This window comes from Caulobacter sp. AP07 (assembly GCF_000281955.1).
Classification (GTDB): domain Bacteria; phylum Pseudomonadota; class Alphaproteobacteria; order Caulobacterales; family Caulobacteraceae; genus Caulobacter.
In genome coordinates, this window is the sequence record NZ_AKKF01000225.1 from 1 (window position 1) to 18090 (window position 18090).

The window sequence follows — 18090 nt, forward strand, 5'->3', positions numbered from 1 at the left end:
CACGGCTTCGCCGCCTCACGCGGCGCGCCGCTGAAGGTGTGGGGAGGGACGCGGAGCGCCGGGCTGGGCCCGGAGTTTGATTTGGAAATACCGTTTCGACACAGACCGACGCTCCGCGCGGCGCGTTTTCCAGGAGCGTCCGGCGGGCGGCGCTGTTGACGCCTCGCCGACTGAAGCCCCTGACGGGCGGACGAGGTCAACGAAGCCCCATCCGGTCCGCGTGCGTCACCGCACGCCTGCCGCCCTCATCGGCCCATGCATCCCACGCCGTATCTGTGTTCCATGCCCGGCCGGCACCAGAGGGATACAGGTCGCGGCCCCGTCCGAGGACGACACCGCCGCCGACGAGCGCTTCCCGCTCGACCGCACCCCAGGGCCACGAAGGTCGCTGGCCACGCGCCCTCCCCATGCCTTGAGGTGGGTTGATTATGCGGCGGCTTTTGGAGGGGAGGATAAGTGCGTTTCAGTCGTTGAATTTGTTGGGGAACGACGTCGTAGGCGAGGGGGATAGACGTTCGAAAACCCTCTCCCATGGGGAGAGGGTGCGAGAGGGCGCCGCGAAATTATTTTCACCTGTCCCACTCGACCCATTGACGCCGCCTGGCACAGGTCCACTCTGCCTACAGATCAACTCCAGCGCGCGGCCATTCCCACACCATGAATCCCCTGGCCGCCGCGCGGAATGCGCGCCGTCGAGCGACGTCGCCTGACACCCTCCCGACACCCGTTCGCGGAGGCGGACGGTGAGCGAGCCGACGATCTTCTTTTCCGAGGTCAACGAACGGCAGGGCATGTTCCACCGCCGGGCCTTCCTGATGGGCGGACTGGCCGGCGTGGGCCTTCTGGCCCTGGGCGGCCGCCTGGCCCAGCTGCAACTGGTCGAGGCGCGGCGCTACCAGAAGCTTTCGGCCGGCAACCAGTTCAACTACCGCCTGGTGTCGCCGCCGCGGGGCCAGATCCTCGACCGCAACGGCGTGTCGCTGGCCTCCAACCGTCCCAATTTCCGGTTGCTGGTCACCAAGGACAAGGGCTTCGACGCCGAGGCCACCTTGGACGAGCTGGCCCAGCTCGTGCCCATCGACCCGGCCCGCCGGACCCGCATCCTCAAGGACCTGGCCCACGCGCCGAAGAAGGCCCCGGTGGCGGTGATGGAGGACATGACCTGGGAGGAGTTCTCCCGCGTCAACATCCGCGCCCCGGAACTGCCCAATGTGACGGCCGACATGGGCGAGGTGCGGGTCTATCCCTTCGGCGGAGCCTTCGCCCACGTCATCGGCTATGTGGCCAAGGTCTCCGACCGCGACCTGGAGACCGCCAAGGGGGATCCGGGCCAGGACCAGGAACTCCTGCACCATCCGGGCTTCCGGATCGGCAAGCTGGGGGTCGAGAAGGCCTTCGACGCCGCCCTGCGCGGCCATGCCGGGGCGACCAAGGCCGAGGTCGACGCCCAGGGCCGCACCGTGCGCCTCGACCCCGAGGGCGACATCGCGCCGGGGGCGGGGGCCGACATCCGTCTGACGCTGGACGCCGACATCCAGAACCGCGCCCTGGAGGTGATGGGCGACGAGAGCGGGGCCATCGTGGTCATGGACTGCCGGACCGGCGACCTGCTGGCCATGGCCTCGGCCCCCAGCTTCGACGCCAACCGCTTCGTCAAGGGGCTCAGCGGCCCCGAGTACAGGGCCCTGGCGCAGTACGAGCGCAAGCCGCTGCTCGACAAGGTGATGACCGGGACCTATCCGCCCGGTTCGACCTTCAAGCCGACCGTCGCCATGGCGGCCCTGACCGCCGGGGTCGATCCGACCGAGCGGGTGTTGTGCACCGGCGGCTGGGCGTTCGGCGGCCGGGTCTGGCACTGCCACAAGAAGGGCGGCCACGGCGTGCAGGACATGCACGCCGCCATCAAGAACAGCTGCGACGTCTATTTCTACCAGATGGCCCTGCGCATCGGCCCCGACCCGATCGCGACGACCGCCAAGGCCTTCGGCTATGGCGGGGCGTTCGACATCGGCATCCCCGGCCAGAAGAAGGGCCTGGTCGGCTCGCGCGAGTGGAAGCGCCGGACCTTCAAGCGCGACCCGACCTGGCATCCGGGCGACAGCGTGCCGTACGGGATCGGCCAGGGCTATATCAACGTCAACGCCCTGCAGCTGGCGGTGATGACCGCGCGGCTGGCCAACGGCCGCAAGGCGCTCAATCCCCGGCTGGTCAAGTCGGTGGGCGGGGTCGAGCAGCCGCACGGCGACGCCGTGCCCGACCTGCCGTTCAGCCAGGAACATCTGGACGTGGTGCGCGGCGGCATGGCGGCGGTGGCCAACGACCCGACCGGCGGGGCCTTCAAGCAGAGCCAGCTGGGCCTGGGCGACGTCAAGATGGCCGGCAAGACCGGCACCGCCCAGGTGCGCCAGTACGCGGCCGGGGCCTCGCGCAGCAACCAGGGCGTGGCCTGGAAGCTCAAGGACCACAACCTGTTCATCGCCTTCGCCCCCTACGACAACCCGCGCTACGCCCTGTCGGTGATCATCGAGCACGGCGGCCAGTTCGGCTCCAGCGCCGCGGCGCCGCGGGCGCGGGAAGTGATGCGGGTGGCGCTGCTGAAGGACCCCGAGATCCGGGCGCGGATCGAACGGCCGCTGCCGATGCCCGACGCTCCGGCGACGGACGAGGGCGAAGGGGATGTGGGGCTGGCGGTGGCGGTTCCGGGGGAGGGATGAGACCGGGTTGGGGACGTGCGCATGCGGACGTCCCCGTCCGCATCCGCGCCTCTAGCTCGCCAGCACCCGCCCCAGCACCTCGACCACCAGGGCGTGGTCCTCGACCTGCGGCAGGCCCGACACCGTGATCGCCCCGACGCAGCCCAGCCCCGCCAGGATCAGCGGAAAGCCGCCGCCATGCGCCGCGTGGTCGCGGAGCGGCAGGCCGTAGCGCTGCTCCAGGGTCTCGCCGGACGCCTTGAGCTTCAGGCCGACGGCCAGGGTGCTGCTCCCCAGGGCCAGCACGGTGTTGCGCTTGCGACGGACCCAGTCGGTGTTGTCGGGGCCCGCTCCGGGCAGGGCGGCGTGGAACAGCGGGCGCTCGCGCAGGCTGATGTCGATGGCCACCGGCGCGGCGCGGGCGACGGCGGCGTCGCGCAGGGCGGTTCCCAGGGTCCAGGCGGTCTCCAGGGTGAAGCGCTCGAACACCAGGGTCTTTTCCTGGGCGGCGATGGCGGCCAGCAACTCGGCGTCAGTCACAGGCTGAGCTCCCGGCCTTCGGCGGCGCTGCGGGCGGCCAGGTCGATCAGTTCCATCACCGCCAGGGCCTCTTGCGGCGGAGCCGGGTTCTCGCCATGGCCCAGCAGGGCGTCGCGGACGCCGGCGTAATAGGCCAGGTAGTCGCCGGGCGCGCCCGCGACCACGCGGCTGGCCGCGCCTTCGCCGTCCGGCACGGTCAGGGTCCCGGGACGCGGATCGACGCCCCAGCCTTGCGAGCCCGGGATGATCCCGGCCTTCAGGGCGTTCTCCTGCGGGTCCAGGCCCTGCTTGACGAAGCTGCCCCGGGTCCCGTGCACGGCCATGCGCAGGTCGCTGGCCACGGTCATCTGGCTGGCGTGCAGCAGCACTCGCAGGCGCGGATAGCGCAGCAGCAGGTGGAAATAGTCGGGCGCCTGGCCGCCGTCCTTCTGGATGGCGAGGTCGGCGAACACCGAGGTGGGCGGGCCGAACAGCTGCAGGGCCTGGTCGATCAGGTGCGGGCCCAGGTCGAGCAGCGCCCCAGCCCCGGGGGCTTCGCGCCAGCGGTCGCGGACCACCGGGCGGAAGCGGTCGAAGTGGCTCTCGTACTGGACGATCTCGCCCAGCGACCCGTCGGAGATCAGCGCCTTGAGGGTCAGGAAGTCGCTGTCCCAGCGGCGGTTGTGGAAGATGCTCAGCAGCTTGCCGGCCCGGGCGGCGTGGTCGGCGACGCTGCGCGCCTCCTCCAGGGTGACGGCGAACGGCTTGTCGATGACCACGGCCTTGCCGGCGTCCAGGGCGGCGTGGGCCTGGGGGGCGTGCAGCGGGTCGGGGGTGGCGATCACCACCAGGTCGACGGCCGGGTCGGCCAGGGCGGCGGCCAGGTCGGGAACGATCTTGGCGACCGGGTGGTCGGCCAGCACCTTGACCGGGTCGCTGGAGACCACGGTGTGCAGGACCAGGCCCGGCGTGGCGACGATCAGCGGCGCGTGGAAGGTCTTGCCGACGAAGCCGTAGCCGACCAGGGCGACGTGGATGGGGAGGGGGGAGGACATGCTTCCTTATAGCCTCTCCCCTCCGTGAGAGGCCCCAAGAAAAAGCTCCCGATCTGGCGACCGGGGGCTCGTTCTTAAGGCGCTCGTGCGAAGACCTAGATCTTCACCGGCTCCATCTTCGGCGTCAGGATGTGGACGACGAGCAGGGCGATCAGATAGGCGCTGCCGGCGACCAGGAAGATCGGGGTGTAGGTGCCGATGCGGTCGAGCACCTGTCCGATGTACTTGGAGAACACCATGCCGCCGAAGGCGCCGAGCATGCCGCCGATGCCGACCACGGAGCCGACGGCGCCGCGCGGGAAGACGTCGGACGGCAGGGTGTAGAGGTTGGCCGAGAAGCCCTGGTGGGCGGCGGTGGCCACCCCGATGATCAGCACGGCCAGCCACAGGCTGTCGACATTGGCGGCGAACACCACCGGCGTGGCCAGCAGGGCGCAGACCAGCATGGTGGTCTTGCGGGCCCGGTTGATCGTCCAGCCCATCTTCATGAACTTGGACGACAGCCAGCCGCCGCCGACGCTGCCGACGTCGCTGAGCAGGTAGATGGCGATCAGCGGCGGGCCGAAGCTCTTGAGGTCCAGGCCGTAGCGCTTGCCCAGGAAGTCGGGCAGCCAGAACAGGAACATCCACCAGATCGGGTCGATCAGGAACTTGCCCAGGGCGAAGGCCCAGGTTTCCTTCTTGCCCAGCAGCTTGAGCCAGCCGATCTTCTCGACCGGGTCGGCCGGGTCCTGCTCGATATGGGCCAGTTCGGCCGCGCCCAGGCGCTTTTGCTCACGCGGCCGGCGATAGACGATCAGCCAGAGCGGCAGCCAGACCAGGCCGGCCAGGCCGGTGACGATGAAGGCCATCTGCCAGCCGAAGGCCAGGACGATGCCCGGCACCACCAGCGGGGTGACGATGGCGCCGATGTTGGTGCCGGCGTTGAAGATGCCGGTGGCCAGGGCCCGCTCGTTCTTGGGGAACCATTCGGCCACCGCCTTGATGCCGCCCGGGAAGCCGCCGGCCTCGCCGATCCCCAGCCCCATGCGGGCGATGGCGAAGCCGCCGAAGCCGCGGGCCAGGGCATGGCTGATATGGGCCACCTGCCAGATCAGGAAGGCGATGCCGAAGCCCCAGCGGGCCCCGATCCTGTCCATGATCTTGCCCCAGGCCAGATAGGCCACCGCGTAGGCCAGCTGGAAATAGAACACCAGGTCGGCGTAGTGCTTCTCGTCCCAGCCAAACTCGGTGGACAGGTCGTGCTTCAGCAGGCCGATGGTCTGGCGATCGACGTAGTTGATCACCATCGCCAGGAACAGCAGGCCGACAATCACCCACCTGTACCGCCCGATCTTTTCAGAGGGAGCGGGCATCGTTGGAGCGTCCATGGACACGGCTTCCTTACCCTTGTGGTCTTGTTGTTTTTCCGACGCCCCCGCCGGTTTTTCGTTTCTTAGGCCGGAACGGCGACGCAGGCCACGCTTCCAAGCCGTCCGAAGTCTACGCGGGCCTTGTCGCCGGCCGTAACGTCATGAATGCCGGTGCTGGCGCCGGTGGTGACCAGCATGCCCTTCTTCAGCGGCCGGCCGCGCGAGGCGACGTGGCCCAGCAGGAAGGCCAGGGCCGCCAGGGGCGAGCCGGGGATCGAGAACGCGCCGCCCTTGCCGACCGACACGCCGTTGACGAAGGTCTCGGCGGGCATGTCTTCCCAGGCGATGTCGCGCCAGTTTTCGATCACGGCGCCCAGGATCTGGCCGTCGTTGTTGCCGAAGTCCGAGGCGACGATCGGCGGGCCCAGGGCGTTGATGGTGGCCAGCGGGCTGCCGGCGATCTCGACGCCGACGATCAGCTCGCCGACATAGTCGGCGGCTTCCTCGGCAGTCCATTCGGTCTTGCCTTCGGGCGCGTCCTTGCCCAGGCGGACGATGAACTCGGCCTCGACGGCCGTGAAGCCGCCGGCGATGGCGCGGAACGGGGTGGGGGCGTCGGTCGCCTCCCAGACGCGGGTCTTGAAGATGCAGCCGGCCAGGCGCTCGGCGCCCAGGCGCTCGCGATGCTGCGGGGGCACCAGGCCCACCTTCCAGCCCACCAGTTCGTCCGGCCACGAATCGATGGCCAGGTCCTGCACGGCGTAGCCCTCGGCCATGGTCTGGGGCAGGACGCCGCCCGGATAGCCGGGAACCGACACGCCCTTCAGGCGCGCCTCGACAAACTGTGGGGCGATGGACGCCGGCGCGAACACTTCGCTCTCGGCCTCGGAAACGGTCACGCCGCGAATCCTCCCTCGCACACACACACTCCCGTTGGACGGGCTTTGTTCGTGCATAATGGAAACCGGTGTCATTGACAATCGGCCAAGCGACACCGGTGGCAGGCGATTGTCAGGCCTTCAAACTGGGCGTTGTCTGGCCACCATGGTCGACCTGTCCGCCCTTCGCCGCCTGGCGCTGGCCCTGCCCGAGGTCGAGGCGAGTCCGGACGGGGCGCGCCTGGCGTTCTCGGTGCGCGGCAAGGGCATCGCCTGGTCCTATTTCGCCCGCGCCCACCCCAAGGGCCGGCGCGAGCTGGTGGAGGGCGTGATCGCCGTGCGCTGCCGGCTTGAAACCAAGGAGATGCTGATCGAGGCCGCGCCCGAGCGGTTCTTCGACGACGACCACTATCGCGGCTTTCCCGCCGTGCTGGTGCGGCTGGAGGCGATCGAGGCGGACGAACTGGCCGGCCTGCTGGCCCAGGCCTGGCGGCTGCTGGCCCCCAAGGCCCTGGTCAGGCGCGTCGAGGCCCAGGCCGGGCCAGGGGAACCCTGACCGCCCCGGCGGTTTTCCGTAACGGACGAGGAGCGCCGCATGCCCCGGGGACAGCTCACCGAATATCGCCGCAAGCGCGACTTCGAGAAGACCGCCGAACCCAGCGGGGACGCGGCCGTGGCGCCGGCCCCGCACGCCCGGTTCGTGATCCAGAAGCACGCCGCCACGCGGCTGCATTACGACTTCCGGCTGGAGGTCGACGGGGTGCTGAAGTCCTGGGCGGTGACGCGCGGGCCGTCGCTGGACCCGGCCGACAAGCGTCTGGCGGTCGAGGTCGAGGACCATCCGCTCGACTATGGCGACTTCGAGGGCACGATCCCCAAGGGCCAGTACGGCGGCGGCACTGTGCAGCTGTGGGACCGCGGCTTCTGGGCGCCCGAGCCGGGCTTCGAGGACGTGGCCGAGGCGCTGAAGAAGGGCGAGCTGAAGTTCGTGCTCGAGGGCGAGCGGCTGCACGGCTCCTGGGTGCTGGTGCGGATGGCCTGGGACCGCGACGCCAGGGAGGGCGTCAAGCGACAGGGAGACGGCAAGCGCTCCAACTGGCTGCTGATCAAGCACAAGGACAAGGCGGCGCGGCCGGGCGAGGGGGCGGCGGTGCTGGAGGCGGACGCCTCCGTCGCCTCGGGCCGGACCATGGCCGACATCGCGGCGGGCAAGGGCAGGGGGCCGAGGCCGTTCATCCTGAAGGCCAGGGGCAAGGGCGACGCGGTGTGGGAGAGCCGGACGAAGGCGGAGGAAACCCGGACTTTCTCTTCGCCCCCTTCGTTGTCATCCCGGACAAGCGCGAAGCGCGCCGATCCGGGACCGGCGCGTGAACGCGGCGCTCCCGGCGGTCCCGGGCCTGCCCCCGGCTCAAGGCCGGGGTCCGCCCGGGATGACGGGAAGGTCCTCCCCGACTTCATCGAACCCCAGCTGTGCAAGTCCCTCGACCGTCCGCCGTCCGGCCCCGGCTGGGCGCACGAGATCAAGTTCGACGGTTATCGCCTGCAACTGCGCGTCGAGGACGGCCGCGCGACCTTGCGCACCCGCAAGGGCCTGGACTGGACCGCCAGGTTCGCGGCGATCGCCAAGGCCGCCGCCGGCCTGCCCGACGCCATCCTCGACGGCGAGGTGGTGGCGCTGGACGCCGCCGGCCAGCCCGACTTCGCCGGCCTGCAGGCGGCGCTGGCGGACGGCGACACTGGCGACCTGATCTACTTCGCCTTCGACCTGCTGGCCCGGGACGGCGAGGACCTGCGCGACCTGCCGCTGCGCGAGCGCAAGGCGCGGCTGAAGGCGATGATGGGGCGAGGCGAGCCGCGCCTGCGCTTCGTCGACCACTTCGAGGCGGCCGGCGACGCGGTGCTGCTGTCGGCCTGCAAGCTGAAGTTGGAGGGGATCATCTCCAAGCGGCTGGACGCGCCCTATCGCAGCGGCCGTAGCGAGACCTGGACCAAGGCCAAGTGCCGGGCCGGGCATGAGGTGGTGATCGGCGGCTGGACGACGACCGGCGGGGCTTTCCGCTCGCTGATCGCCGGGGTGATGCAGGGCGGCAAGCTGGCGCATGTCGGCCGGGTCGGCACGGGTTTCGGCCGTAACACGTTGGCGCGCCTGCTCCCCAGGCTGAAGGCCCTGGAGACCGACACCTCACCGTTCGAGGGCGAGGGCGCGCCGCGCGCCGCCGCGAACGTCCACTGGGTGAAGCCTGAGCTGGTGGCCGAGATCGAATATGCCGGCTTCACCGGCGACGGCGCGATCCGCCAGGCCGCCTTCAAGGGGCTGCGCGAGGACAAGCTCGCCGCCGAGGTCGAGGCCGAGGTTCCGGCCAGGGCCGAGACGGCGGCGCTGGCGACCCCGACGCCAAAGGGCGACGGCGTCGTGCTGGGCGTCACCATCTCCAAGCCCGACAAGCCCCTGTGGCCCGACGTCGATGGCGCGCCGGCCACCAAGATCGATCTGGCCCGCTACATGGCGGCGGTCGGCGACTGGATGCTGCCGCACCTGAAGGGGCGCCCGGCCTCGATCATCCGCGTTCCCGACGGCATCGGCGGCGAGACCTTCTTCCAGCGCCACGCCATGCGCGGGATGTTGTCGCTGATCGGGCTGGTGTCGGTGAAGGGCGACAAGCAGCCCTACCTGCAGTTCGACCGCGTCGAGGCCCTGGTCGCCGCCGCCCAGATCGCCGCCGTCGAAATCCATCCCTGGAACTGCCAGCCGGGCGATCCCGAGGCGGCCGGCCGGCTGGTCTTCGACCTCGACCCGGCCCCTGGGGTCACCTTCGACGACGTGGTCGAAGGCGCGCGCGAGGTCCGCGACCGGCTGGAGGACGTGGGGCTGGCCAGTTTCTGCAAGACCACGGGCGGCAAGGGGCTGCACGTCGTCACGCCGTTGTCCGACAAGGTCCCGTGGGACGCCGCCAAGGCCTTCGCCCGCGAGGTCTGCGCCCGGATGGCCGCCGACAGCCCCGACCGGTACCTGATCACCATGAGCAAGGCGGCGCGCGAAGGGCGGATCTTCCTCGACTACCTGCGCAACGACCGCACCAGCACCGCCGTCGCGCCCTTGTCCGCCCGGGCGAGGCCGGGGGCGACGGTGTCGATGCCGCTGAACTGGACCCAGGTGAAGGCTGGTCTGGACCCCAGGCGGTACACGATCCGCACCGCCCCGGCCCTGATCGCCAAGGGCGCCGCCTGGGCGGACTATTTCGACGCGGCCAAACCGCTGAGGGCGGCGATCAAACGGCTGGGGTGAGGGCGTTGGGCGCACCTCTCGGATTCGTCTGATCCGACTGGACGCCGCCATATTCCGGGTTGCAGGCTTGGCGTTCTGCGGGAAATCGGCCCGCGTCCAATTCGAAGAGGCGGCCGCTAACGGCCTCCGCTCTTGCGACCGCGCGAACTCGGCTTCGGCGGAACGCTCCCTCCATACTCAGTCCACCAGGCGGTCAGCGCCTCCATGGTCGGGCCAAGTCCCCTGGCCTTGGCTGTGATCTCATAGTCGACGCGTGGCGGCACCTCCGCGAACACGGTGCGCGAGACCAGACCGTCGGCTTCCAGTTCACGCAGCTGCGCGGTCAGCATGTGCTGGGTGATGCCTGGGATCGCCTTTCGCAGCTCTCCAAAGCGATAGATCCGCTGATGCAGCAGCCACATGATCTCGAGCTTCCACTTACCCGAGAGAAGCGCGAAGGCGCGCCTCATCTCTTCATGCATGTTGATCTCGGGCTCAGGCATGGTCTGGTTTTCCATACTAACCGCAGGTTTTTCATCCTACTTGCAGGCGTCCATCTAATCTCACATTTTCCTCATGTACAGCATGAGCGCCGATAGTCGCGCACGAATGACAACATATTAAGTAACAGGAGCGCCTTTTCGACAGCATTGGTAAGCGAGAATATTATGGTAACGATCTATATCTATTGGATAAGCACCGTATTCCTATCATTTATCTACATATCGTCCGCCATCATCTACGTGATGAAGCGTGATTGGGTGGGCGAGACGATCGTTGGATTTGGATACCCCAGGTACCTCCAGCCAATCCTCGTCGCGGTAAAGGTCCTGGCGGTCGCCGCGATCGTCTCGCGGGTCAACGTGGCGCTCAGCGACCTGGCCTATGCGGGCGCATTCTATCACCTGCTGTTGTCGGGCCTGGCTCACATCGGAGTCCGCAAGCCCAAGGGCGCCTTGCCGGCGGCAATAGGCCTCGCGCTGCTGGCCGCGTCCTTCACCACGCAAAACGCCGCTCGCCAAACCCCGTCGCCGTACGCCCGGAGCGCGGCTGAACAGCACGTCACCCTGATCAAAAGGAGCGAGACATGGATCGCCTGAACGGAAAAATCGCCATTGTCACGGGAGCCGGTCGTGGCATCGGCCGCGCCACCGCGAAACTGTTCGCGGCGGAAGGCGCCAAGGTCGCCGTCCTTTCACTTACGCCCGCCAATATCGACGCGGTCGTGGCGGATATCGAGGCCGCCGGGGGCGCCGCGCTCGGCGTGGTCTGCGACGTCAGCGACACCGACCAGATCAAGGTGGCGGTGGACAAGGTGGTCGCCGCCTATGGCGGGATCGACATCCTGGTGAACAACGCCTTCGATCCGTCGGTCGTGTTCTCCTCGGTGATCGACCTGTCCGTTGAACAGTTGCAGCGCAACTTCGACATGGGGCCGATCGCCTATCTGCGGATGATGCAGGCCTGCTATCCCTACCTGAAAGCCAGCGGAGAGGGGCGCGTCATCAATTTCGGCTCGGCCGCCGGTATTGCCGCTCTGCTGCCGTATGCGCCCTATGGCATGGCCAAGGAGGCGGTGCGTGCATTGACCAGAATGGCGGCGCGGGAGTGGGGTCCCGACAGGATCACCGTGAACAACATGCTCCCGGTCGCTGACACCTGGGGCGCCGCGGAGAGCAATGCGCCGCCGCCACCCAATGCGCTCGCGCGCTTCGGCTCGCCCGAGGATGACATCGCGCCGGTCGTTCTGTTCCTGGCCAGCAAGGATGCGCAGTTCATCACGGGCTATAGCCTGACGCCGGATGGCGGAATGATCATCGACAGCGCCCGCTGAGCCATAGGCGGGAGCGCACGGCCAACGGCGCTCCGCGCCGGGTGCGGGGTGACAGGTTGCGTGTGGGGCAAGACCGGTCGGAGACGAAGGCCGTTGGCATGACTTCCGCCGTGACACCGCCCCACCTTCGCCCCGCCATGGTCAAGATTGGAGTGTGTTGTGGCGGCATGGCTCTCCGCGCCGCCCTGGCCCTGTTCGCCACGCTGTTCCTGACCGCCCCGTCCCAGGCCTCGGCGCCGGACGACCGGGTCGCGGCCCTGCGACTGGTCGAGACCCCGGCCTCGGCGCCCGGCGAGGCCCTGGCCGTGATCTATTCGGGCGACGGCGGCTGGGGGCCGCTGGACCGCGACGTCGCCAAGGAGCTGGCCAAGGGCGGCGTGCCGGTGATCGGCGTCGATTCCCTGCGCTACTTCCTGACGCCGCGCTCGCCGCAGGCCGCGGCGGACGACCTGGCCGCGTCGCTGCGCCGCTACGAGCGGACCTGGGGGCGCCGCGAGGTCGTGCTGGTCGGCTACTCCTTCGGCGCCGGCGTCTTGCCGGCCATCGTGCCGCGCCTGCCGCCCGACGTGCGGGCCCAGGTCAAGACCATGGTGCTGATCGGAACCGGCCCCGACGGCGACCTGGCCTTTCACCTCAACAGCTGGCTGAACCGGCCGTCGGCGGACTCCTACCCGGTCGCCCCGGCGATCGAGGCGCTGAAGGGCCTGCCGATGACCTGCATCTACGGCGACAAGGAGCGGCGCGACGTCTGCGCCGGTCTGCCCGCGACCACCATCCGCCAGGTCAGGCTGGCCGGCAGCCACCACTTCAACGGCGACTACGCGACGCTCGGTCACGCGGTGTTGCGGGCCGTTTCGCTCTAGGCGCGATCAGCCGGTATCCGGGCGCCCAGGCCGGCCCCCATTCGTCATTCCCCGAGCTGTCCGGGGATCGAAACGCCCCCAGCGCGCGTTCTTGAGGCCGACAGTTTTCGAAAGGGGCCTCATCGCCATGACCGCGTCCGGGTCAGCCGTTCGGCATGCGCCGGCCGACTTGCCGCCACCCCCCATCGCCCTGCCGCCGCGCGCGGCGCTGTTTCTCGATCTCGACGGAACCCTCGCTCCCATCATGCCCCGGCCCGAAGAGGTTGGGCCGGACGCGCGGCGCGCGGCGCTGCTCGACGACCTGGCGCGGGCGCTGGACGGCCGGCTGGCCGTCGTCAGCGGCCGGGCGCTGGAAGACCTCGACCGCATCCTGGAGGGCCGGGTGGGCGCCGTCGCGGCCGTCCATGGCCTGGTGCGGCGCGGCGTCCATGGCGTCGACCGCGTCCAGCCGCACCCCGATCTCGACGCCGCCCGCGAGGTGCTGCGCGACCTGGCGCGGAGCGATCGGGGTCTGCTGTTCGAGGACAAGGGGCTGAGCGTCGCCCTGCATTACCGCAACGTCCCCTCGGCCGCCGACGCGGTGGTCGAGGCCGTCGAGCGGCTGGCGCGATCCTCGGACCTGGTGCTCCAGCTGGGCGACATGGTCGCCGAGCTGCGCACGCCCGGCCAGGACAAGGGCAGGGCGGTCGCCGCCTTCCTGCGCGAGGCCCCGTTCGTCGGCGCCGTTCCGGTGTTCGTCGGCGACGACCTGACCGACGAGGACGGCTTCGCCGCCGCCGCCCGCCTGGGCGGCTACGGCGTGCTGACCGGCCCCGAACGTCCCACCCAGGCGACCTATCGCCTGAACGATTTCAACGCCGTGCTCGCCTGGCTGAGCGCCGCCATCCATGAGGCGCCCGCATGAGTCGTCTGATCGTCGTCTCCAACCGCGTCAACCCGCCCACCGGCAAGGGCGACGAGAGCGTCGGCGGCCTGGCCATGGCCCTGGCTGCGGCCCTGCGCGAATATTCCGGCATCTGGTTCGGCTGGAGCGGCAAGACCACCACCGAGTTCACCGGCCAGCTCAGCATGCAGAAGGCCGACGGCGTCACGGTGGCGACCGTCGACCTGGAGGAGGGCGACTATCAGGAATATTACAACGGCTACGCCAACAAGACCCTGTGGCCGCTGTTCCATTACCGCGTCGACCTGACCGCCTACGACCGCTCGTTCGGCGAGGGCTATGACCGGGTCAACAAGCGGTTCGCCGAGACCCTGTTGCCGCTGATCGAGCCGGACGACATGATCTGGGTGCACGACTACCACCTGATCCCGATGGCCCGGGAGCTGCGGCGGCTGGGGGTGACCAACCGCATCGGCTTCTTCCTGCACATCCCCTGGCCCGCCCACCAGCTGGTGGTGACCCTGCCGCGCCACCGGCCGCTGGTGGAGGCGATGTTCCACTACGACCTGATCGGCTTCCAGACCGAGGAGAGCGTCCAGGCCTTCGAGGGCTACGTGTTCAACGAGGTGGGCGGCGAGCGCACCGAGGACGGGCGGCTGACGGCGTTCGGCCGGACCACCCAGATCGGGGCCTTCCCGATCGGCATCGACGCCGAGGACTTCGCCCGCATCAAGGACAGCTTCCGCGCCACCCGGGTCTACGACCGGCTGATGGCCCACAGCGTGTTCCGCAAGATGATCGTCGGCGTCGACCGCCTCGACTATTCCAAGGGGCTGGAGGAGCGGCTGATCGGCTTCGAGCGCTTCCTGCACGACAATCCCGAGGCCCGTCGCGAGGTGATGCTGTTGCAGATCGCCCCGCTGTCGCGCGACGAGGTCGAGGCCTATCAGGACCTGCGCGCCCGGCTGGACGGCCTGATCGGCCGGATCAACGGCGAATATGCCGACATGGACTACAACCCGATCCGCTACCTCAACCGCAGCTACCGTCGCGACGAGCTGGCGGGGGTTTACCGCGCCTCCAAGGCCGCCCTGGTGACGCCGCTGCGCGACGGCATGAACCTGGTGGCCAAGGAATATGTCGCCGCGCAGACGCCGGACGATCCCGGGGTGCTGATCCTGTCGCGCTTCGCCGGCGCCGCGCGCCAGCTGAAGGAGGCGCTGATCATCAATCCCAACAGCCCCGAAGAGATTTCCGACGCCCTGACCCGGGCGCTGAACATGGACCTGGCCGACCGCAAGCGGCGGTGGGAGGCGCTGATGGACAACGTCACCCGCCAGGACGTCACCGCCTGGCGCGACGACTTCGTGGCCGCCCTGCGCGAGCCGGCGCCCGCCTTGCCCAAGGCCGCCAACGCCACGCCGGCTCTGACCGTGCGGGCCGGAGGGAGGATCTGACATGGCCCCGCGTCCCAGCTGGCAAGGCCATCTGCGACTGTCATTGGTGAGCTGTCCGGTGGCGATGTACACGGCCGTCAGCCCCGGCGGCGAGGTGCGGTTCAACCTGCTGCACCCCAAGACCCACAACCGCATCAAGATGGTCGCCACCGACCCGGACCTGGGGCCGGTGGACCGCGCCGACCTGGTCAAGGGCTATGAGTACGAGAAGGGCCGCTACGTGATCCTCACCCCCGAGGAGATCGACAGCGTCCGGCTGGAAAGCACCCGCACCATCGACATCGAACGCTTCGTCGACGCGGCCGATATCGACCGCCTGTACTGGGACAACCCCTATTTCCTGGTCCCCGACGGCAAGCTGGCGACCGACGCCTACACGGTGATCCGCGACGCTATGGCCGGGGCCGGCAAGATCGCCCTGGGCCGGGTGGTGATGCACACCCGCGAGCGGCTGATGGCCATCGAGCCGCGCGACAACGGCCTGGTCGCCTACACCCTGCGCAGCCACGACGAGGTGCGCGACCCCGCCGAGCTGTTCGACGACATCCCCGCCAGCAAGGCCGACCCGCAGATGGTGGCCATCGCCGAGAAGATCATCGAGCAGCAGGAAGGCCCCTTCGATCCCAGCACGTTCAAGGACCGCTACGAGGACGCCCTGCGGGCCCTGATCAAGCAGAAGGAAAAGGGCGGCGAGTCCAAGGTGACGGTGGAGGAGCCGGAAACCACCAATGTCGTCGACCTGATGGAGGCCCTGCGCAAGAGCCTGGGCCACAAGCCGGGCGCGCCGGCCAGGAAGCCGGCGTCGCGCAAGAGGGCGTCCTAGGTTTTCTTGCAGTCCAGAGTGTCGCCCAGGACGAGCGGCGCGCCGGCCCGCGAGATCATCCAGTCCACGGTCATCGTCGCCGGACCGGTGCGGATATAGACGAACTGCTCGCCCGGCTCGCCGGTCCCGCCGCGGGTCCAGGTCCAGCGATCGCCGTCCCAGCCTGGCGAGGCGTACCAGCGCAGGCCGCTGAAGCCGTCGGCGATGGTGGCGCGGAAGCCGCCGGCCGGTTTGGCGAAGCTCCAGGTCTCGGCCGCCTTGTAGGTTCCCGGCGCGGCGTCGCGATGCCGCTTGAGCAGGGCGCCGGTGTCGGGGTCGCGGCTGAAGACCATCGCCGAGGCCAGGGGTTTCTTGGACGGCTCGAAATGGCCCGTGCAGGTCCAGGCGCCTTCGAAATAGCTCAGCGGATCGGTCGTGGCGGGTTCGGCGGAAGCGGCGGCCAGCAGGCTGGCGACCAGGAGGCTTGTCGGCATGGGACCTCGTGACGGGTGACGGGTGACGGGTGACGGGGGGCTTCGCGGCGGGGAGACTGGAACGGGGACGGGGGAGGCGTCGAACCTCATCATGGCCTGGCCGCTCGACGCCCCAGCCATCGTCGCACGGGCGCATCGTAGAACCGCTGGGCGATCCAGGCGACCATCGGCGTGACCAGCAGCGCCAGGCCGCAGAACCATAGCGGCCGCGCCAGCTCTTCCTGTGGAAAGACCCGCAGCATCACCGCCCAGATCGCCCAGTGCAGGGCGTAGACCGGATAGGAGAGCTCGCCCGCCCGCCGGCACAGCGCGCCGACCGCGCCGCCGGGGTCGTGGGCGCCCATCAGCACCACCAGCGGAAACAGCAGCGTGACGCAGGCCAGGTCGTAGACCTCGTTGCGGACGGGCAGGATCGGCGCGACCATCACCGCCGTCAGCACGACGGCCGCGACCAGCAGGCGCGGGCGCGAGATCAGGGCGCGATGGCGCCAGGACAGCCAGCCGAGGGTGAAGCTGTAGGCGGCGCGGCAGAAGCCGATCCAGAAGGTCGCCCGGTCCCAGCCGGTCTCGATCCCGTGCATGCCCGCCGCGGCCCACAGCATCACCGCGAAACAGGCGATCAGGATGGTCACCAGGCCCGCGTCGATCAGCCGGCGGAGCGGGAACCACAGGGCGCTGACCACCACCTCCAGGCACAGCGACCAGGCCGGCGGGTTGAACGGGAACAGGGAGGGAAAGGTCCCGTAGGGCGTCGGGTCGAGGCGGGGGATCAGCAGCAGGTTGCGGACCAGGTTGGGCCAGAACGGCGGGCTGTGCCGCGAGGTCAGGATCGCGCCGATCACGGTCGACAACACCAGCAGCGGCCAGATCCGGACGATCCGGATGCGCAGATAGGCGGCCCAGCCGATGTCGCCGTGCTGGAAGGCGTGAGCCAGGACGAAGCCGCTGAGGCAGAAGAAGAAATCCACCGCCAGATAGCCGTGGGCGAAGCCGCCGGGCCGGCCCGACCAGCCGGCGAAGTGGTAGAGCAGAACCCCCGCCGCCGCGACGCCGCGCAGGCCGTCCAGGGCGGCGAACCTCTGTGTGTCTTGCTTCACCCGTCGGTTCTTGCGGACTGGCGGGCAGGGAGGCAAGGCTGAAACGTCCACGACCTCCGCTCATCCCGGCATTCGCCCGGGACGAGCGGTTCGTCAGGGCTACCTCCATGCAGCCATCAGCATCATCACCGCCCCGACCTCCACCGCGTCGCTCAGGCCGTGGGCGATCATCGGGGCCAGCAGACTGCGCGAGCGTTCCATCAGCCAGACATAGGTCAGGCCCCAGACGAAGGCGTAGACCTGCTGGGCCATGGCCAGATGCAGCGGGTTGCGCAGGAAGCTGTCGTAGTGGGCGAGGCCGAACAGCAGGGCGACGATATAGGCCGCGACCGGCAGGTCGAGGCGTCCCAGGCGCACGCGGCCGGGAACCAGCACCACCAGCATGCCGACCAGCAGGCCGCGGAAGATCGGCTCCTCGTTGAGGCCCGCCGCCAGCATCACCGACAGCCAGCCGACCACGCCGGTCGGCGAAGAGATGTCGTAGCCGCCCGCGGGGGCGGCGTGGCTCAGCAGCTGCGGCCAATAGTCGGCGACCAGCATGATCAGCCCCATGGCCACGCCGAAGACCACGGCCAGGCCGACATAGGTCTTGCCCGGCGGCCAGCGCATGTGGCTGTCGGCCTGGGGCAGGGCGCGACGCATGACCAGCAGGCTGGCCTGGCCGGTGGCGATCTGCAGCAGGGTGGCCAGGGCGACGAAGATCCAGACCTGGTGCTGGAAGAGGTCGATATTGGCCTTGAAGAGCCAGCGCGCCGCTTCGCGGCCGGGGACCAGCAGGGTCTGCATCAGCACCGCGGCCAGCACGATCGGCCAGAGGCGGAACTTGAAGCCCGTGACTTCGAAGAACGGGCGGCGAGGCGGGGTGAGGGCGAGGTCGGTCATGCCGACCTTGTCCCAG

Annotated in this window: 17 protein-coding genes; 9 read left to right on the forward strand and 8 right to left on the reverse strand. The window is 69.4% G+C overall.

What is annotated here, in order from left to right; all coding sequences use genetic code 11:
- Window positions 1–743: 743 nt before the first annotated feature.
- Entirely contained in the window at window positions 744–2714 is a 1971-nt protein-coding gene (gene mrdA, locus PMI01_RS20110) for a penicillin-binding protein 2 (protein WP_007673280.1), read from the forward strand.
- A 51-nt stretch (window positions 2715–2765) separates the two neighbouring features.
- Here the strand turns inward: mrdA and PMI01_RS20115 are convergent, their stop codons facing one another.
- From PMI01_RS20115 to PMI01_RS20130, 4 genes are all read right to left on the reverse strand, one after another.
- Window positions 2766–3233 (reverse strand): heme-degrading domain-containing protein, encoded by a 468-nt coding sequence (locus PMI01_RS20115; RefSeq protein WP_007673283.1) that lies wholly within the window; start codon window positions 3231–3233, stop codon window positions 2766–2768.
- Window positions 3230–4267, reverse strand: coding sequence for an oxidoreductase (locus PMI01_RS20120; protein ID WP_007673286.1), 1038 nt, complete (start codon window positions 4265–4267; stop codon window positions 3230–3232). Before PMI01_RS20120 ends, PMI01_RS20115 begins: the two co-directional genes overlap by 4 nt.
- A 95-nt stretch (window positions 4268–4362) precedes the next feature.
- Window positions 4363–5637 carry an MFS transporter gene (locus PMI01_RS20125; protein ID WP_007673290.1) on the reverse strand — a complete coding sequence of 425 codons (1275 nt, stop codon included), beginning with the start codon at window positions 5635–5637 and terminating at the stop codon, window positions 4363–4365.
- Between the two features lie 65 nt (window positions 5638–5702).
- Entirely contained in the window at window positions 5703–6518 is an 816-nt protein-coding gene (locus PMI01_RS20130) for a 2-keto-4-pentenoate hydratase (RefSeq protein ID WP_007673292.1), read from the reverse strand.
- A 145-nt stretch (window positions 6519–6663) separates the two neighbouring features.
- On the opposite strand from PMI01_RS20130, the gene PMI01_RS20135 reads away from it, so the two are divergent.
- Both PMI01_RS20135 and ligD read left to right on the forward strand, forming a co-directional pair.
- Window positions 6664–7053 carry an MmcQ/YjbR family DNA-binding protein gene (locus tag PMI01_RS20135; RefSeq protein ID WP_007673295.1) on the forward strand — a complete coding sequence of 130 codons (390 nt, stop codon included), beginning with the start codon at window positions 6664–6666 and terminating at the stop codon, window positions 7051–7053.
- A gap of 39 nt (window positions 7054–7092) precedes the next feature.
- The gene (ligD, locus tag PMI01_RS20140) at window positions 7093–9783 is read left to right on the forward strand and encodes a DNA ligase D (protein WP_007673297.1); all 2691 of its coding nucleotides are present in this window, start codon (window positions 7093–7095) and stop codon (window positions 9781–9783) included.
- 116 nt (window positions 9784–9899) lie between these two features.
- Here ligD and PMI01_RS20145 read toward each other — a convergent pair whose 3' ends face one another.
- A complete protein-coding gene (locus tag PMI01_RS20145; protein ID WP_035037410.1) occupies window positions 9900–10280 on the reverse strand; it encodes a winged helix-turn-helix transcriptional regulator in 381 nt (126 codons plus the stop codon).
- A gap of 150 nt (window positions 10281–10430) precedes the next feature.
- On the opposite strand from PMI01_RS20145, the gene PMI01_RS20150 reads away from it, so the two are divergent.
- The 6 genes from PMI01_RS20150 (at window position 10431) to PMI01_RS20175 (ending at window position 15622) form a co-directional block, all read left to right on the forward strand.
- Complete coding sequence (locus tag PMI01_RS20150) at window positions 10431–10862, forward strand: DoxX family protein (RefSeq protein WP_007673302.1); 432 nt, start codon at window positions 10431–10433, stop codon at window positions 10860–10862.
- Window positions 10850–11596 (forward strand): SDR family NAD(P)-dependent oxidoreductase, encoded by a 747-nt coding sequence (locus PMI01_RS20155; protein WP_007673304.1) that lies wholly within the window; start codon window positions 10850–10852, stop codon window positions 11594–11596. Before PMI01_RS20150 ends, PMI01_RS20155 begins: the two co-directional genes overlap by 13 nt.
- 167 nt (window positions 11597–11763) lie before the next feature.
- Window positions 11764–12459: an AcvB/VirJ family lysyl-phosphatidylglycerol hydrolase gene (locus tag PMI01_RS20160; RefSeq protein ID WP_157223833.1), complete on the forward strand. Its 696-nt coding sequence runs from the start codon at window positions 11764–11766 to the stop codon at window positions 12457–12459.
- Between the two features lie 127 nt (window positions 12460–12586).
- Window positions 12587–13363, forward strand: coding sequence for a trehalose-phosphatase (otsB, locus tag PMI01_RS20165; protein WP_035037416.1), 777 nt, complete (start codon window positions 12587–12589; stop codon window positions 13361–13363).
- Window positions 13360–14799, forward strand: a complete 1440-nt coding sequence (locus tag PMI01_RS20170; RefSeq protein WP_007673310.1) for an alpha,alpha-trehalose-phosphate synthase (UDP-forming) — start codon at window positions 13360–13362, stop codon at window positions 14797–14799. Before otsB ends, PMI01_RS20170 begins: the two co-directional genes overlap by 4 nt.
- Window position 14800: 1 nt before the next feature.
- Complete coding sequence (locus PMI01_RS20175; RefSeq protein WP_007673312.1) at window positions 14801–15622, forward strand: non-homologous end joining protein Ku; 822 nt, start codon at window positions 14801–14803, stop codon at window positions 15620–15622.
- Here the strand turns inward: PMI01_RS20175 and PMI01_RS20180 are convergent.
- From PMI01_RS20180 to PMI01_RS20190, 3 genes are all read right to left on the reverse strand, one after another.
- The gene (locus PMI01_RS20180; protein WP_007673315.1) at window positions 15619–16095 is read right to left on the reverse strand and encodes a hypothetical protein; all 477 of its coding nucleotides are present in this window, start codon (window positions 16093–16095) and stop codon (window positions 15619–15621) included. The two genes, PMI01_RS20175 and PMI01_RS20180, sit on opposite strands and share 4 nt — an antisense overlap.
- Before the next feature lie 89 nt (window positions 16096–16184).
- A complete protein-coding gene (locus PMI01_RS20185; protein ID WP_035037419.1) occupies window positions 16185–17192 on the reverse strand; it encodes an acyltransferase family protein in 1008 nt (335 codons plus the stop codon).
- 99 nt (window positions 17193–17291) lie between these two features.
- Entirely contained in the window at window positions 17292–18074 is a 783-nt protein-coding gene (locus PMI01_RS20190) for a CPBP family intramembrane glutamic endopeptidase (RefSeq protein ID WP_007673319.1), read from the reverse strand.
- Between the last annotated feature and the right edge of the window lie 16 nt (window positions 18075–18090).